The 14,538-nt window shown below is 68.8% G+C and carries 13 protein-coding genes; 6 read left to right on the forward strand and 7 right to left on the reverse strand.

The window, feature by feature from the left end; all coding sequences use genetic code 11:
• Positions 1-108: 108 nt before the first annotated feature.
• The 4 genes from cbiE to cobM are packed head-to-tail and all read left to right on the forward strand — an operon-like array spanning position 109 to position 3,854.
• The gene (gene cbiE / locus ACWPW1_RS20250) at positions 109-1,317 is read left to right on the forward strand and encodes a precorrin-6y C5,15-methyltransferase (decarboxylating) subunit CbiE (RefSeq protein ID WP_454253834.1); all 1,209 of its coding nucleotides are present in this window, start codon (positions 109-111) and stop codon (positions 1,315-1,317) included.
• Complete coding sequence (locus tag ACWPW1_RS20255) at positions 1,310-2,398, forward strand: cobalt-precorrin-5B (C(1))-methyltransferase (protein WP_454253835.1); 1,089 nt, start codon at positions 1,310-1,312, stop codon at positions 2,396-2,398. The genes cbiE and ACWPW1_RS20255 overlap by 8 nt, the downstream gene beginning before the upstream one ends.
• Entirely contained in the window at positions 2,395-3,117 is a 723-nt protein-coding gene (locus ACWPW1_RS20260; RefSeq protein WP_454253836.1) for a cobalt-precorrin-6A reductase, read from the forward strand. Before ACWPW1_RS20255 ends, ACWPW1_RS20260 begins: the two co-directional genes overlap by 4 nt.
• Entirely contained in the window at positions 3,114-3,854 is a 741-nt protein-coding gene (cobM, locus tag ACWPW1_RS20265) for a precorrin-4 C(11)-methyltransferase (protein ID WP_454253837.1), read from the forward strand. The genes ACWPW1_RS20260 and cobM overlap by 4 nt, the downstream gene beginning before the upstream one ends.
• 91 nt (positions 3,855-3,945) lie before the next feature.
• On the opposite strand, the gene deoC is transcribed toward cobM, so the two are convergent.
• Positions 3,946-4,623: a deoxyribose-phosphate aldolase gene (gene deoC / locus ACWPW1_RS20270; protein WP_454253838.1), complete on the reverse strand. Its 678-nt coding sequence runs from the start codon at positions 4,621-4,623 to the stop codon at positions 3,946-3,948.
• Positions 4,624-4,715: 92 nt separating this feature from the next.
• Between deoC and deoR the strand changes: the two genes are divergently transcribed.
• On the forward strand, positions 4,716-5,480 hold the full coding sequence (gene deoR / locus ACWPW1_RS20275; protein WP_059316362.1) for a DNA-binding transcriptional repressor DeoR: 765 nt from the start codon (positions 4,716-4,718) through the stop codon (positions 5,478-5,480).
• On the opposite strand, the gene ACWPW1_RS20280 is transcribed toward deoR, so the two are convergent.
• The 4 genes from ACWPW1_RS20280 to ACWPW1_RS20295 all read right to left on the reverse strand — a co-directional run bounded on the left by ACWPW1_RS20280 (position 5,473) and on the right by ACWPW1_RS20295 (position 10,443).
• Positions 5,473-6,558, reverse strand: coding sequence for an aldose 1-epimerase family protein (locus ACWPW1_RS20280; protein ID WP_454253839.1), 1,086 nt, complete (start codon positions 6,556-6,558; stop codon positions 5,473-5,475). The genes deoR and ACWPW1_RS20280 overlap by 8 nt on opposite strands.
• Positions 6,559-6,571: 13 nt before the next feature.
• A complete protein-coding gene (gene fucP / locus ACWPW1_RS20285; RefSeq protein WP_257705134.1) occupies positions 6,572-7,903 on the reverse strand; it encodes an L-fucose:H+ symporter permease in 1,332 nt (443 codons plus the stop codon).
• A 47-nt stretch (positions 7,904-7,950) separates the two neighbouring features.
• Positions 7,951-8,877: a ribokinase gene (rbsK, locus tag ACWPW1_RS20290; protein WP_454253840.1), complete on the reverse strand. Its 927-nt coding sequence runs from the start codon at positions 8,875-8,877 to the stop codon at positions 7,951-7,953.
• A 240-nt stretch (positions 8,878-9,117) separates the two neighbouring features.
• Positions 9,118-10,443 (reverse strand): DUF3100 domain-containing protein, encoded by a 1,326-nt coding sequence (locus ACWPW1_RS20295; protein WP_454253841.1) that lies wholly within the window; start codon positions 10,441-10,443, stop codon positions 9,118-9,120.
• A gap of 328 nt (positions 10,444-10,771) precedes the next feature.
• On the opposite strand from ACWPW1_RS20295, the gene ACWPW1_RS20300 reads away from it, so the two are divergent.
• Positions 10,772-11,674: a LysR family transcriptional regulator gene (locus tag ACWPW1_RS20300; protein WP_454253842.1), complete on the forward strand. Its 903-nt coding sequence runs from the start codon at positions 10,772-10,774 to the stop codon at positions 11,672-11,674.
• 187 nt (positions 11,675-11,861) lie between these two features.
• Here ACWPW1_RS20300 and ACWPW1_RS20305 read toward each other — a convergent pair whose 3' ends face one another.
• Positions 11,862-13,016: a M20 aminoacylase family protein gene (locus tag ACWPW1_RS20305; protein ID WP_454253843.1), complete on the reverse strand. Its 1,155-nt coding sequence runs from the start codon at positions 13,014-13,016 to the stop codon at positions 11,862-11,864.
• 3 nt (positions 13,017-13,019) lie between these two features.
• Positions 13,020-14,537, reverse strand: coding sequence for an aldehyde dehydrogenase family protein (locus ACWPW1_RS20310; RefSeq protein WP_454253844.1), 1,518 nt, complete (start codon positions 14,535-14,537; stop codon positions 13,020-13,022).
• Between the last annotated feature and the right edge of the window lies 1 nt (position 14,538).

The raw sequence follows: 14,538 nt of genomic DNA on the forward strand, positions 1-14,538 counted from the left end.
TCGCAAGCACGGTTCTTAGGGGGCCCCGGGTCAGATAATGACTCCGGGGCCACCCGACCCCGACCCCTTGAAAACGGCCGGTCGGCTGACGTTCGATGAGGTTTGTTCATGATCCCCTGGCTGACCGTGGTGGGTATCGGCGAAGACGGCTACCCCGGCCTGGGCAAAAGCGCCCGGCGCGCCCTATTGGAGGCGCAGGCCGTCATCGGCGGCCCACGCCAGCTGGCGCTGCTGCCACCCTGCATCCGCGCCGTCCGCGAGCCCTGGCCGCAACCCTTCGCCCTCGCCCCCGTGCTGGACCGTCGCGGCACCCCGGTCTGTGTGCTGGCCAGCGGCGATCCCATGCTGTTTGGCGTTGGCGCGAGCCTCTCGCGCCAACTGTCGGCCGACGAACTGCAGGTGCTGCCAGCGCCCTCCTCCTACTCCCTGGCCGCTGCGCGCCTGGGCTGGCCCCTGCAGGAGATCGCGTTGCTGTCGGTGGTGGCACGGCCCCTGGCCGGGGTGGTGCGCCACCTGCATCCCGGCGCGCGCCTGCTGGTCTTGAGCAACGACGGCCACAGCCCCGCCGCCCTGGCCGCCCTGCTGGTGGACCAGGGCTTTGGCGCCAGCCAGCTGCAGGTGCTGGAGCACCTGGGCGGTCCGCTGGAGCGACGCATCGCCGGCCGCGCCGAGGCCTGGTCGCTGACCGAGGCGGCGGCGCTCAACCTGGTGGCCATCGAAGTCCTGAGCGAGACCGGTGAGGCCGGCCTGCCCCTCACCCCGGGCCTGCCGGACGACGCCTATCGCCACGACGGTCAGCTGACCAAGCGCGACGTGCGCGCCGTGACCCTGGCGCGCCTGGCCCCCCGCCCCGGCGAACTGCTGTGGGACGTGGGCGCCGGCTGCGGCTCCATCGGCATCGAATGGGCGCGTAGCCATTCCAGCTGCCGGGCGCTGGCCGTCGAGGCCGATGCCGGACGCCAGGCACACATCCTCTACAATCGCGACCACCTCGGTGCGCCGGCGCTGCAGCTGGTGGCCGGTCAGGCACCGGAGGCACTGACCGGCCTGGCGACCCCGGACGCCATCTTCATCGGTGGCGGCCTCACCGCGCCCGGGGTCCTGGATGCCTGCTGGACCGCCCTGCGGCCCGGCGGTCGCCTGCTGGCCAATGCCGTGACCCTGCAGACCGAAGCCGCCCTGGTGGCCTTTCGCGAATGTCATGGCGGCGACCTGACCCGCCTGCAGGTGGCCCAGGCCCAGCCGCTGGGCGCCTTCGACACCTGGCGCGCGGCGCTGCCCATCACCCTGCTGCACAGCCGCAAGCCCCATGCGTGACGAAACCCCCGAACAGCCCGCGCCCCTGCGCACCGGCCTCACCACCGGCAGCTGCGCCACCGCCACCAGCCTGGCGGCGGCCAGCCTGCTGCTGGGCGAGACGCCCGGCGATGCGGTGGAGATCGAGCTGCCCAAGGGACGGCGGGTCCTCATGCCCCTGGCCCACTGCCAGCGGCTGGAAGGCGGCGCCCAAGCCGGTACCTTCAAGGACGGTGGCGATGATCCGGACGTGACCCACGGCGCCCTGGTGTTCGCCCAGGTACGCCTGAGCACCACGCCGGGGATCGGCTTCCACGCCGGCCCCGGCGTCGGCACCGTGACCAAGCCCGGGCTGGTGCTGGCGGTGGGAGAACCGGCGATCAATCCGGTACCGCGGCAGATGATGACCCGCCACCTCGGCGAACTGGCACAGCGCCACGGCTATGGTGGCGGCTTTTCCGTGACCGTGGGCGTCGAGGGCGGCGAACACCTGGCGCTCAAGACCATGAACCCGCGCCTGGGCATTCTCGGCGGCCTGTCGATCCTTGGCACCAGCGGCATCGTCCGGCCCTTTTCCTGCGCCGCCTACATCGCCTCCATCCACCAGGGCATCGACGTGGCTCGCGCCAACGGCCACGGCCATCTCGCCGCCTGCACCGGCAACGCCAGCGAAGACGCCATGCGCCGTCGCTACGGCCTGGAGGAAACCGCCCTGATCGAAATGGGTGATTTCGCCGGCGCCGTGCTCAAGCACCTGCGCAAGGCGCCGGTGGCGCGCCTGAGTCTGTGCGGCGGGTTCGGCAAGATCAGCAAGCTGGCCGCCGGCCATCTCGACCTGCACAGCCGCAGCTCCAGCATCGACCTGCCACAGCTGGCCGCCTGGGCCGCCGCGCTGGGCGCCGACGCGGACCTGCAAGCCGCCATGATCGGCGCCAATACCAGCCAGCAGGCACTGCAACTGGCCCAGGCCGCCGGCATTCCCCTGGGCGATGCCGTCTGCCGCCAGGCGCTGGCCTTCGCCCGTGGCATCGTCCCGGCAGGCGTGGCGCTGGAGGTCCTGGCCATCGACCGCCAGGGCGGTATCGTCGGAGAAGCCCAATGAAGATCCTCTTGCTCGGGGGTACCACCGAAGCCCTGGCCATCGCCCGCCAGCTGCCGGCGAATGCCCTCTACAGCCTGGCCGGCCTCGGCCGCGTGCCCCAGGACCTGCCCTGCCAGGTGCGGGTCGGCGGCTATGGTGGCGCCGAGGGGCTGGGCGCCTTTCTCCGCAGTGAAGGCATCGACCTGCTGCTGGACGCGACCCACCCCTACGCCGCACAGATCAGCCACAACGCCGCCCAGGCCGCAGCCCGGACGGGTGTTCCCTGCTGGGCCCTGCGGCGCCCCGGATGGCAGGCCGGTCCGCAGGACGACTGGCGCGAAGTGACCGACTGGGCCGAGCTGCAGCGAGCCCTGGCACCTTTCGCCCGGCCCTTTTTCACCCTGGGTCGCGAGCCGCTGGAGCATCTCCAGGAGATTCCCGGCGGGCAGTTCTGGACCCTGCGCCTGCTCGATGCCCATCCCGGCCACGCGCGGGCACGGATCATCGCCGACCGCGGTCCCTTCGCCCTGGAGGCCGAGCGCGCGCTCTTCGCCCAGGCCGACTTCGATGTGCTGATCAGCAAGAACAGCGGCAGTGCCGCTACCCAACCCAAGCTGCAGGTGGCCCGCGAACGCGGCCTGCCGGTGCTGATCCTGCGCCGGCCTGCCCTGCCCAGCGTCGACCGCGAATTCGCCAGCGTCGCCGAATTGCTCGCCGCCCTGGCCGAGGAAACCCCATGACCGTCCATTTCATCGGCGCCGGCCCCGGCGATCCCGACCTCATCACCGTCAAGGGTCAGCGGCTGATCCGCCAATGCCCGGTGATCCTCTATGCCGGCTCCCTGGTGCCACAAGCGGTGCTGGAAGGTCACCAGGCCGAGACGGTGATCGACACCGCCAGCCTGGATCTCGACACCATCGTCGGGCATCTGGCCGCCGCCCATGCCCGAGGCCAGGACGTGGCCCGGGTGCATTCCGGCGATCCTTCGCTGTACGGCGCCATCGGCGAGCAGATTCGCCGCCTGCAGGCGCTGGGCATTGCCTACGAGATCGTCCCCGGCGTGACCGCCACCGCCGCCTGCGCCGCCCTGCTGGGTTGCGAGCTGACCCTGCCCGGCGTCAGCCAGACGGTGATCCTCACCCGCTATGCCAGTCGCACGGCCATGCCGGAAGGCGAGGCGCTGGCCGACTTGGCCCGCCACCGGGCGACCCTGGCCATTCACCTGGGCGTGGGCCAGCTGGAACGCATCGTCGCCGACCTCCTGCCGCACTACGGTCCCGCCTGCCCGGTGGCCATCGTCCACCGCGCCAGCTGGCCGGATCAGGACAGCGTCCAGGGCACCCTGGCCGACATCGTCGAGCGGGCGCGAGACAAGGATTTCCGTCGCACGGCGCTGATCCTGGTGGGCGAGGTGCTGGCGCCGGGGGATTTCAGCGATTCCAAGCTGTATCGGCAGGGGCCGGGGTGGCACCCGTAGGTTGGGCTGAGGCGGCTCCTCCGCCGAAGCCCAACACAAGGCGGCACCGTTGGGCTTCGCTGCGCTCAACCCAACCTACAGGCGTCCTGCTCTAATAACCCGCCCCACCCTCGCCGCCGCTGACGATGGCCACGCCCGAACTGGTCCCCAGACGGGTCGCGCCGGCCTCCAGCATGGCCTGGGCGGTGGCCCGGTCGCGGACGCCGCCGGAGGCCTTCACGCCCATCTCCGGGCCCACCTCCTCGCGCATCAGCCGCACGTCGTCGAGGGTCGCTCCGCCGTGGCCGAAACCGGTCGAGGTCTTGACGAAGGCGACCCCGAGATCGCGACAGATCCGGCAGGCTTGGCGCTTCTGGGTCTCGTCGAGCAGACCAGTCTCCAGGATCACCTTGAGCGGTACCGCGCCGCAGGCCGCCTGGACGGCGGCGATGTCGGCGGAGACCTCTTCCAGCAGGCCATCCTTGAGCCAGCCGATATTGAGCACCATGTCGATCTCCCCCGCCCCGGCGACGATGGCCCGCTCGGCTTCATAGGCCTTGGCCGCGCTGAGCCCGGCGCCGAGCGGAAAGCCCACCACCGCGCAGACCTTGACCGCGCTGCCGGCCAGTTGCGCCGCGGCGTGGGGGACCTGGGCGGAATTCACGCACACCGAGTAGAAGCCATGGGTACGCGCCTCCTGGCACAGGCGGTCGATCTGGGCGCGGCGGGCATCGGCGGCGAGCAGGGTGTGGTCGATGGTCTTGGCGAGTTCGCCGGGTTCAAGCTGCATGGGGCCTCCTCAGGCACGGGTAGCGTATGATCGGATCAGAATTCTTTGTTCGTGTGGCCTGTACGTCTTGTCGGACTCCCGTAGCACCTCTCATGGATAGCAAGAAAGCCGCTCGGCTCAAGCTGATGCACCAGGCGTTGCAGGACCAGCACGCCATTCACCTGCGCGAGATGGCCCAGCTGCTGGGTGTCTCGGAAATGACCCTGCGCCGCGACCTGCGGCTCCCGCCGGACGGCCTGCGGCTGCTCGGCGGTCATGTCACCCGCGATGTCGGCGGCAGCGAGGCGCCCGGCTACCAGGTGGTGGAACAGGACCTGCGCCAGGTCGAGGAAAAGCGCCGCATCGGTCGGCTGGCCGCGGCCCAGATCCGTGCCGGCGACACCATCTTCCTCGATTGCGGGACCACCACGCCCTTCGTGGTGGACTTCATTCCCGATGACCTGGAGTTCACCGCCGTCTGCCACTCGCTCAATGTGCTGCTCAAGCTGCAGCAGAAGGTCAACTGCACCCTGGTGGTGTGCGGCGGGACCTTCCAGCGCAAGAACCAGATCTTCGAGAGTCGCCTGGAGACCGGAGTGCTCGATGGCGTCCGCCTCACCCATGCCTTCGTCTCGGCGGCCGGGGTGAGCGCGGACTTCGGCGTCACCTGCTTCAACTTCAACGAGGTCGAGGTCAAGCAGAAGGTCCTGCGCCAGGCCCAGCAGCGGCTGCTGCTGGTCGACCATACCAAGTTCGACGTGGTGCGCGCCGCGCATTTCGCGGCGCTCAGCGACTTCGATGGGGTGGTCAGCGACGGGCGCATCCCGCGCAGCTATCGCGAACGGATCGAGGCGAACGGCGCGCAACTGCTCACCTGATCCGCGTTGGGTCGGCCAGGCGCGTCAGCAGCGCCTCGCGTTCGGCGGCGGCGAGGTAGCCGGTGCGCACGCTGAAGGCCCGCCGTTCACCCGGTTGCAGCTGCTGCACCTGGCCCTTGGCGGTCTCGGCCAGATAGCCCTCCGGCTCGCAGGTCGCCGGCAGCACGAAGGCCGCCACCTGCTGGTCGGGGTTGTGCAGCACCCAGCGCGTGGCATGGGGCAAGCTCTCTGGGCGATAGGCCGTGTAGAAGGCCGCGCCGCCCGGTTGCTCCAGTAGGAAGTGCGCCTCCCCTGCCGCGTCGGTACCCGGCGCATCGATGAAGCTGACGATTTCCGGCTGGTAGCGCTCAGGCGCATCCAGCACCCGCAGCCGTTCCGAATCTTCGGCCAGCTCGGCGATGAAAGCCTGCCAGTCGGCGGTCGGCCGCACATGAGCCGGCACGCTGGTGCGTACCCGGGTACGGGCCACGCCCAGCGGCTCATGGAAGCGCCCGCCGGGTACGTAGGCGTAGTTCATGTGCGCCATGTACATGAGGTCCATGGGCTGACCGGCCTGGTTTTCCACCTCGAGGCCCAGTTCGAACACGGCGGTTTCCGGCCTCAGGGTCACGCTGGGTTGGGCGCGATAGCGATCGCCAAAGCCCATGGCGTAGTCATGGCGACCGCCCAGGCGCAGGAAGTCACCCTCCGCGTCCCGGCCCAGCTCCAGCCAGGCTTCGTCCAGCGGCGCGCAGGGCAGTTCGCCGTGCAGCTCGTGGCTGTCCTCCGGCGCCGGGCAGCCGTTGCGCAGCACCCCGGCGTGGAACATGAAGCAGCCATAGGTCTCGATGATCCGCCGGGTCGGCCGCGGCTGGTCGAACAGCCCGGGCATGGTCAGGCGGCAGCCGTCGAAGGTGGCATCCCAGACCATCTGCCCCTGATAGGGCAGCACGACCAGCCGGCCGCGGCGATTCTCCAGGACCAGGGCGCGGACCCCGGAAGGATAGGTCCAGGCGCGCACCTGGAAGGCGTCGCTGTCGAGCAGGACCCGCTCGCCAGCACTGAATTGCTCCGGTTGCAGAGGGAGACGTACGGACATGCGGGCGTTCTCCTCAGGCAGTCTGGGCAGCGCCCACCGGCAGCCGCTCGCTGGCCGGATGACGCAGGCAGTAGAGGGCGTAGGCGACGATCACCGTGAAGCACAGCAGGGGCACCGAATAGGCCAGCTGCATGTTGCCGCCGGTGTAGTCGGATAGCAGGCCCTGGAAGATCGGGATCACCCCGCCACCGACGATGCTCATCACCAGCAGCGAACCGCCGAATTCGGTATCGCGACCGATGCCGTCGACGGTCAGGCCATAGATGGTCGGCCAGCAGGGGCCAAGGAAGATGCTCACGCCCACGGCGGCGTACACCGCGGTGATGTTGGGCACCAGGATGGTGTAGGCCAGCAGGGCGATGCACAGCACGCCGTAGACGCCCAGCACCTTGGCCGGATGCCAGCGGCGCATCAGCAGGTTGGCGATCAGCTTGCCGACGAAATAGGCGGCGAAGGTGGTGAGCAGGAACCAGGAGGCGCTGCGCTCGTTCATGCCGCCGAGCTGCATGGCCAGGCGGATGGTGAAGCTCCAGACGCCGACCTGCGCGCCGACATAGAGGAACTGCGCCAGCACGCCAAAGACGAAGCGCGGATTGCGTCTCAGCCGACCCAGGCTGGCGGCCATGCCGTCGCCCTCGCTGCGGACGGCATCGTTGCCCTTGCAGGCCGGATAGCGGGTACAGGCGATCAGCACGAAGATCAGCACCAGCACGCCGATCATCCACTGGTAGGGCGTCAGGGTGGCCTGGATCATCTGCAGCTGCTGGGCGGCGGCCTCGGCGGGATTCATCTGCAGCAGCTGCGCCTGGCTGGCGTCGCCGTCCTTGAACATCACGAAGCTGCCCACGTAGACACCGGTCATGGCGCCGAAGGGGTGAAAGGTCTGGGAGATGTTCAACCGGCGGGTGCCGGTCTCGCGCGGCCCGAGCAGGGTCGAGTAGGTGTTGCAGGCGGTCTCCAGGAAGGACAGCCCCGCGGCGATCACGAACAGCGCCAGCAGGAACATGCCGTACTTGGCCATGGAGGCGGCCGGAAAGAACAGCAGGCAGCCGACCATGTAGAGGAACAGGCCGAAGAGGATGGTCGTCTTGTAGCTAAAGCGCCGCACCATCAGCGCGGCCGGCAGGGCCAGGAAAAAATAGCCGAGGTAGAAGGCCGACTGGACGAAGGCGGTCTGGAAATCACTGAGCAGGAAGGCCTTCTTGAAGTGGGCGATGAGCACGTCGTTCATGCTCGCCGCGGCGGCCCAGAGGGCGAAGATGCAGCACAGCAAGATAAAGGCGAACCAGGGCGTGCGGTTCAGGTAGTAGCCGTCGGCGCTGGGCCGCAGGGGTGACTGGCTCATTGTTGTTCTCCGTAGGGGTGCCAGGGTGGGGGATCGCCGACCTTGCGTCAGAGATCCAGGGACGCGAGGTAGTCTTCGAAGACCGCAGCCTCGGGATAGGAGGTCTGGGTGCCGCGCCCGGTGACCGACAGTGCCGAATAGGCCACGGCCCGCTGCATGGCGTCCCGCAGGCCGAGGCCCTGGACGCGGCCATGGGCGAAGCAGCCGATGAAGGCATCGCCGGCGCCGGTGGTGTCGATGGCCGCCACCTGCTGGCCGGGGAGGCTGAATTCGCCCTCCTCGCCCACGTACAGCGCGCCCTGGGCACCGAGGGTGACCACCACATGGCGGATGCCGCGACCGGCCAGCACCCGCGCGGCGGCGAAGGCGCTCTCGCGATCCTGCACGGGCAGACCGCTGACCAGGGCCAGCTCGGTCTCGTTGGGGACGAAGTAATCCAGCCGGGCGAGATGCGCGGCGCTCAGGTCGGCCACCGCAGGGGCCGGATTGAGCAGCACGGGGATACCCAGCCGCCGGCCGCAGTCGATGGCGGCATAGACGGTCTCCAGGGCGATCTCCAGTTGCAGCACGATCAGCGCGCAGTCGCGTAGATCGGCTTCCGCGGCCTGGATGTCGGCCGGGCCGAGGGCGGCGTTGGCGCCCTTCACGATGAGGATGCTGTTGTGCGAGTCGGGCTGGACGAAGATCGGCGCCACCCCGCTGGAGCGACCCGGCGCGCAGGTCACGTGACGGGTGTCGATGCCGAAGCGGCGGAAGTTGGCCAGAGTGTTGTCGGCGAAGAGATCATCGCCGACCTTGGTCACCATCAGCACCTCGCTACCCAGCTTGGCCGCGGCGACCGCCTGGTTGGCGCCCTTGCCGCCACAGCCGAGGGCGAAGTCCGGCGCTTCCAGCGTCTCGCCCTGCACGGGTAGCCGCTCGATGTAGGTGATGAGGTCGACCATGTTGCTGCCGATGACCGCGATTTTGCCCATGCCGAGCGCGCCTCCGTTTTCTTGATGTTATTAAATTAACGGTTTTTGTTAATTTTCCATCATAGATACTGCAACTCCGGGCACAGCTCAAGCGCCGGTGATCGCCCACGGACGACACCGGGCCGCCAGGACTTAAGGCTGGGAGCTGCGACACGAAATGCGGGAAGCGGAGAGATCAAGCGGCGGAGCGATACGGCAGCGGGAAGCGGCGCACCGGGGACCCGGTGCGCGCGGAGAGGATCAGTGAAACACTTCGGCGATGAAGGCCGCGCCGATGAAGGTGCCGAAGCTGGCGATCAGCGAAACCACCACGATGCGCCAGCCGAGGCGGCGGAAGGCCGGGATGTCCTTGGCGATGGACAGGCCGGCGAAGGCCAGCATGGGGGTGATCAGCGCCATGATGCCGACCGCGTTGTGGGCGGCGGTGATCTGCGGCGCCAGCGGGCACCAGGGCGAGGTCAGGAACATCGCCACCAGCGACACCCAGCACACCGCCGGCACCTTGCGGCGAAACAGCTGGCAGAGCAGTTCGCCGACGAAGGCCGCCAGGATCATCACCGCGACGCCCAGGAAAGCAGCCGGTGGCAGGGTCTTGCTCATCACCAGGGTCGCCAGCAGCGCCAGGGCACCCGAGGCCAGCCAGGCGCTGAAGCGTGCCGACCAGCCCAGTTCCACGGGTTCGTCCACCACGGCGGCATCCACCGAACTCTGCTGGAAGGAGGCCTTGGTGGTACGGCCAATGCGCGGCTCCATCACCCGGTAGCCCCAGATCGCCAGCGGCAGGGAGATGAACAGGGTGAAGTAGGTGCCCAGGGTCAGGGTGATGAGGTTGGCGGCGGCGGCCAGGGCCATGACCTCCTTGGCCACCTCGGCGGTCTGCTGGGCGGCGATGGCACCGGCCGCGGCGGCCATGATGCTGCCCGAGCCCAGGCCGGCGCCCATGGCCAGGGAATAGGGGTGGAAGATGTTCAGGCTGGCGATGAAACCGGCCACGATGGCCATGAACACCGCGCCGAACAGGGTGCCGGTCAGGTACTCGGCGAGCACGCCGCGACCTTCCGGGGAGTCCATGCCATAGCGTTCGCTGATGATCGCCAGGCTCGGTTCGCGCCCCACCGAGAAGGTGGCACCGATGGCCTCGCGCTTGATGCCCAGCAGCAGGGCCACCGGCAGACCGAGCAGGATGGTGCCGACGAAATGCCCCAGCTCCTGGAAGGCCAGTGCCCAGCCGGCGGCGATCACCGTGGGCAGCGAGCCACCCACCACCAGGCCGAGCTTGGCGATGAACACCAGCAAGGCGTATTGCAGAATGGCCGCCGAGCGCACCTGGGCGCCGCGGTCGATACCCAGACCCAGCGGCATGCGCTTACCGACCTGCCCCACCGCCGCACCCAGCAAGAGCGCCCAGATCATCGGCAGCAGCACCACCTTGCCCGGCCCCAGCGGTATGGTGAGGGAGCCGATCAGCTCGGCGATCAGCAGCACCAGCGCTGCCCAGATGTAGAGTCTGACGGTATTGCTGACGGCTCGGTCCTGGCCCACGGCCAGCATCGGATTGGCGCTCATTCTTCCCCCTGCGGCCCGCTCGCGGGCTCGGTTGTTGGTATGGTTGGCAGTCGCGAGCAGCGAGGCCCGCTGGGCAGAAAAGGGCTCCTCAAGGGAGCAGGACCCGGTCGTTCTGGAGGTCTGGTCGAGGGCGTACGCCTGGCGCGCCAGAGGGAAGAAGCCCGGCGCGGACAGTGTCTCGCATGGGACTTCTTACCGCTTCAGGGCTCTGCGTCGAGGGCCTCGGCCAGGCCGGGCGGCCGTGGTCTTGGCCCGAGTATGGACAGCGGCCTGTTCTCTCTCCAATACTGGAAATGGCCTTTTCCGTTGCCTTTAAGAGAACACACGGATGCGTGGAATTCACGAACAGCGCTTGCATTATTTCGTCGAGGCGGTGCGCCTGGGGAGCGTGCGCGCTGCGGCTGACGCCCTGGATATCGCCCCGTCCGCGGTCAGCCGGCAGATCGCCCAGGTCGAGGCGGAGCTGGGCGTCGACCTGATCGAAAGACACCGTCGCGGCATCACCCCAACCGAGGCCGGGCGCCTGGTGCTGGACTATTTCCGCCAGCGCCAGACCCAGCTCGACGGCCTGAGGGACGCCATCTCCGATCTCCAGGGACTGCGCACCGGCCGTGTGGTGCTGGCCATCGGCGAGGGCTTCATCGGCGACCTGTCGCGCAGCCTGGGCGACTTTTCCGCGCGGCATCCGGAGATCGAGGTCAGGGTCAATGTGGTGGGTACCAACGAGGTGATCCGCCAGGTGATGGAAGACGAGGCGCAACTGGGGCTGGTGTTCAATCCGCCGCGCGATCCGCATCTGCGCGTACATGGCAGTCGCGAGCAGCCGCTCTATGCGCTGGTAGCACCAGGGCATCCGCTGGCCGGGGCCCGGGCGCCCGTGACCCTGGCGGAGCTCGGCCAGCATCGCCTAGCCGTGCCGGATATTTCCTATGGCATCCGCCAGATGCTCGACGCCGTGGAGCAGGCCGCCGGCCAGCGCCTGGCGCCGACCCTGACCTGCAACACCTTCGCCCTGCTCAAGCACTATGCCCAGCAGGGCGGCGTGACTCTCTTGCCGCTGTTCGCTGCCACTCAGGAGCTGGACAGCGGCGCCTTGCGCGCCCTGCCCCTGGCTGATCCGGGCTTCGCCCGCGCCCACGTCGAGCTGGTGACCCGCCTGGGCCGCAAGCTCAGCCGCGCCGCGGACGAGTTGCGCACGGCCATGGTGCAGCGGATGACCGCCTTTCGCTGAGCGTCGGCTCAAAGCCAGCTGCACGTCGGCCAAACTGCGTTGAAGATGCCTTCGGAATGCTCATTTACCACTTGTAAACTCGCCCGCGAGTCCGATCCGCTTCCTCAGGCCTCTTCGCGGGGCCGCCCAGGCCTTGTTTGGCTCTAGCTCGCAAGGCTTTAGGCTTTGACCAAACGCTGAAGACTAATCAGGCGGGCAGTTCCTGGCGCACCAGCTCGGCCCACAACCGCACGGCCGGTTCGATGATGGCGTCGTTGAAGTCATAGGCCGGATTGTGCAGCGGTGCCGAGGGTCGCTCACCATCGACACCCAGCCAGAGATAGGCTCCCGGACGCGCCGCCAGCATGAAGGCGAAATCCTCGGAGGCCATGGACGGTGGCACGCCGTCACTGACCCGCTCGGCGCCAAAGGCTGTCACCGCCGCCTGACGCACCCGCGCCGCCTGCTCGGGATGGTTCTCGGTCACCGGATAGCCGCGGGTGAACTCCAGCTCGCCGCGCACGCCCTGGGCCAGCGGCGCCTGGGCGACGATCTCGCCGATCAGCCGCTCCACCTCGGCACGTACCGCGCCATCCAGGCAGCGCACCGTGCCCCTGAGCCGCGCCACCTCGGGGATGACGTTGATGGCCTCCCCCGCCTCCATCATGGTCACGCTGACCACCGCGGCAGCCAGCGGTGAGATCCGCCGGGCGACGATGGTCTGCAGCTGCAGGATCAGGTCCGCCGCGGCGACGATGGGATCACGCCCGCGCTCGGGCATGGCCGCGTGGCAGCCCTTGCCGGTGAGGGTGATGGCGAAGGTGTCCAGCGAGGCCATCATGGCGCCCGGATTGACCACCACCTGGCCGGCCGGCAATCCCGGCCAGTTGTGCAGGCCGTAGATAGCGTCCATGGAGAAGCGCTCGAACAGGCCGTCCTCGATCATCTTTTGCGCGCCGCCGAGATTTTCCTCGGCGGGCTGGAAGACGAAATAGAGGGTGCCGCGGAAGTCGCGGTGCTCACTCAGATGGCGCGCCGTGGCCAGCAGGATGGCGGTATGGCCGTCATGGCCGCAGGCGTGCATGCGCCCGGCGGCGGTGGAGCGGTGGGGAACGTCCCCCACCTCCTGCATCGGCAGGGCGTCCATGTCGGCGCGCAGCCCCAGGCTGGGGCCCTCGCCATGACGCAGTACCCCGACCACGCCGGTGCCACCGAGGCCGCGATGAACCTCCAGGCCGAAGCCCTCCAGCAACTCGGCCACCCGCGCCGCGGTGCGGTGCTCGGCGAAACCCAGCTCGGGATGGGCGTGGAAATCGCGACGCCAGCTGCGGGCGTCGTCCAACAAGGCTTGATGGATAGTCATCTGTTACTCCAGGCTGGCGCCATAGCCGAAGCCGGCGGCGGGCACCGCGGCGGTTTCCACCCAAACGCTCTTCACTTCGCTGTATTCGCGCAGGGCGTCGAGTCCCGAGGAGCGACCGTAGCCGCTCTCGCCGTAGCCGCCGAAAGGCGAGCTGACGTGGATGGTCTTGTAGCCGTTGACCCAGAAGGTACCGGCGCGCACGCCGCGCGCCACCCGGTGGGCACGACCGACATCGCGGGTCCAGACCGCCCCGGCCAGGCCGAAGCGGCTGTCGTTGGCGATGCGGATGGCATCGGCCTCGTCCTTGAACGGGATAGCCACCACCACCGGCCCGAAGATCTCTTCCTGGGCGCAACTCAGGCCATTGTGGCCAGCCAGTACCGTGGGATTGACGTAGTAGCCCGTCCCGGCCGGCAACGGCTCGACGCCATTGGCCACCAGCCGTGCGCCCTCACCGAGGGCACCTTCCACCATGTTCCTGACGTGGGCGAACTGCTTGGCGTTGTGGATCGGGCCGATCTGCGTCTCGGGATCGCTCGGGTCCCCCACCTTGAACTGGCTGGCGGCGCGAGCCACCGCCTGGATGAAGCGCTCGTAGATGGACTCCTGCACCAGCAGCCGCGAACCCGACACGCAACTCTGGCCGGCGCCGGAAAAGATCGCTGCCTGGGCGCCGCGTACGGCCAGGTCCAGGTCGGCGTCTTCGAAGACGATGTTGGCCGATTTGCCACCCAACTCCAGCACCACCGGGATGCAGCGCTGGGCCGCGGCAGCGGCGATGTGCCGGCCGGTGGCCGGCGAGCCGACAAAGACCACCTTGCGGATGTCGGCATGGGCGATCACCTGCTGGCCGACGGTATGGCCCTGGCCGGCGAGCACGTTGACCAGGCCCTTGGGCGCACCGGCGCGTTCCACCAGCACGCCCAGCAGCAGCGATGTCACCGGAGTCAGCTCGGAAGGCTTGAGGATCACCGCGTTGCCGGCGGTGATGGCCGGGGCGATCTGCCAGCCACCGGTAAAGATGGGTGCGTTCCAGGGGGTGATCTGCAGCACCGTGCCCAGGGGTTCGTAGGTCACGTAGTTGAGGTGGCTGGTGGGCACCGGGATGACCTCGCCGTGCAGCTTGTCAGCCCAGCCGGCGTAGTACTCGAACATCTCGGCGACCTTGAGCACCTCGACGCGGGCATCACGGATCGGTTTGTTGGCGGTCAGCGATTCCAGCTGCGCCAGGACCTCGGCCTCCTCGCGGACCAGGGCGCCAACCTTGTAGATGATGCGCCCGCGCGCCTGGGCGGTCAGGGCGCGCCACTCCTCGCGTGCCCGGCGGGCGGCGGCATCGGCGCGCTCGACCACGGCCAGGTCGGCATCGGGGTAGCTGTAGGCCGGGCTGTCGTCATGGGCGCTGCGCACGGTGATCCGCTCGCCGCTGCCATCGACGAAGGCGCCGTCCACGTAGCTGGCGACCTGCTGGCGGTCGCCCCAGAAGGGCTTGAGCAATTCCAGTGTTTTGGCGTTCATCATG

It is taken from the genome of Pseudomonas sp. Marseille-Q7302 (assembly GCF_965111925.1).

What these genes read in the sequence shown, in the direction of transcription:
- cbiE (WP_454253834.1), top strand. Translation starts at nt 109, where the DNA reads ATGATCCCCTGGCTGACCGTGGTGGGTATCGGCGAAGACGGCTACCCC.
- ACWPW1_RS20255 (WP_454253835.1), top strand. Translation starts at nt 1,310, where the DNA reads ATGCGTGACGAAACCCCCGAACAGCCCGCGCCCCTGCGCACCGGCCTC.
- ACWPW1_RS20260 (WP_454253836.1), top strand. Translation starts at nt 2,395, where the DNA reads ATGAAGATCCTCTTGCTCGGGGGTACCACCGAAGCCCTGGCCATCGCC.
- cobM (WP_454253837.1), top strand. Translation starts at nt 3,114, where the DNA reads ATGACCGTCCATTTCATCGGCGCCGGCCCCGGCGATCCCGACCTCATC.
- deoC (WP_454253838.1), bottom strand. Translation starts at nt 4,623, where the DNA reads ATGCAGCTTGAACCCGGCGAACTCGCCAAGACCATCGACCACACCCTG.
- deoR (WP_059316362.1), top strand. Translation starts at nt 4,716, where the DNA reads ATGGATAGCAAGAAAGCCGCTCGGCTCAAGCTGATGCACCAGGCGTTG.
- ACWPW1_RS20280 (WP_454253839.1), bottom strand. Translation starts at nt 6,558, where the DNA reads ATGTCCGTACGTCTCCCTCTGCAACCGGAGCAATTCAGTGCTGGCGAG.
- fucP (WP_257705134.1), bottom strand. Translation starts at nt 7,903, where the DNA reads ATGAGCCAGTCACCCCTGCGGCCCAGCGCCGACGGCTACTACCTGAAC.
- rbsK (WP_454253840.1), bottom strand. Translation starts at nt 8,877, where the DNA reads ATGGGCAAAATCGCGGTCATCGGCAGCAACATGGTCGACCTCATCACC.
- ACWPW1_RS20295 (WP_454253841.1), bottom strand. Translation starts at nt 10,443, where the DNA reads ATGAGCGCCAATCCGATGCTGGCCGTGGGCCAGGACCGAGCCGTCAGC.
- ACWPW1_RS20300 (WP_454253842.1), top strand. Translation starts at nt 10,772, where the DNA reads ATGCGTGGAATTCACGAACAGCGCTTGCATTATTTCGTCGAGGCGGTG.
- ACWPW1_RS20305 (WP_454253843.1), bottom strand. Translation starts at nt 13,016, where the DNA reads ATGACTATCCATCAAGCCTTGTTGGACGACGCCCGCAGCTGGCGTCGC.
- ACWPW1_RS20310 (WP_454253844.1), bottom strand. Translation starts at nt 14,537, where the DNA reads ATGATGAACGCCAAAACACTGGAATTGCTCAAGCCCTTCTGGGGCGAC.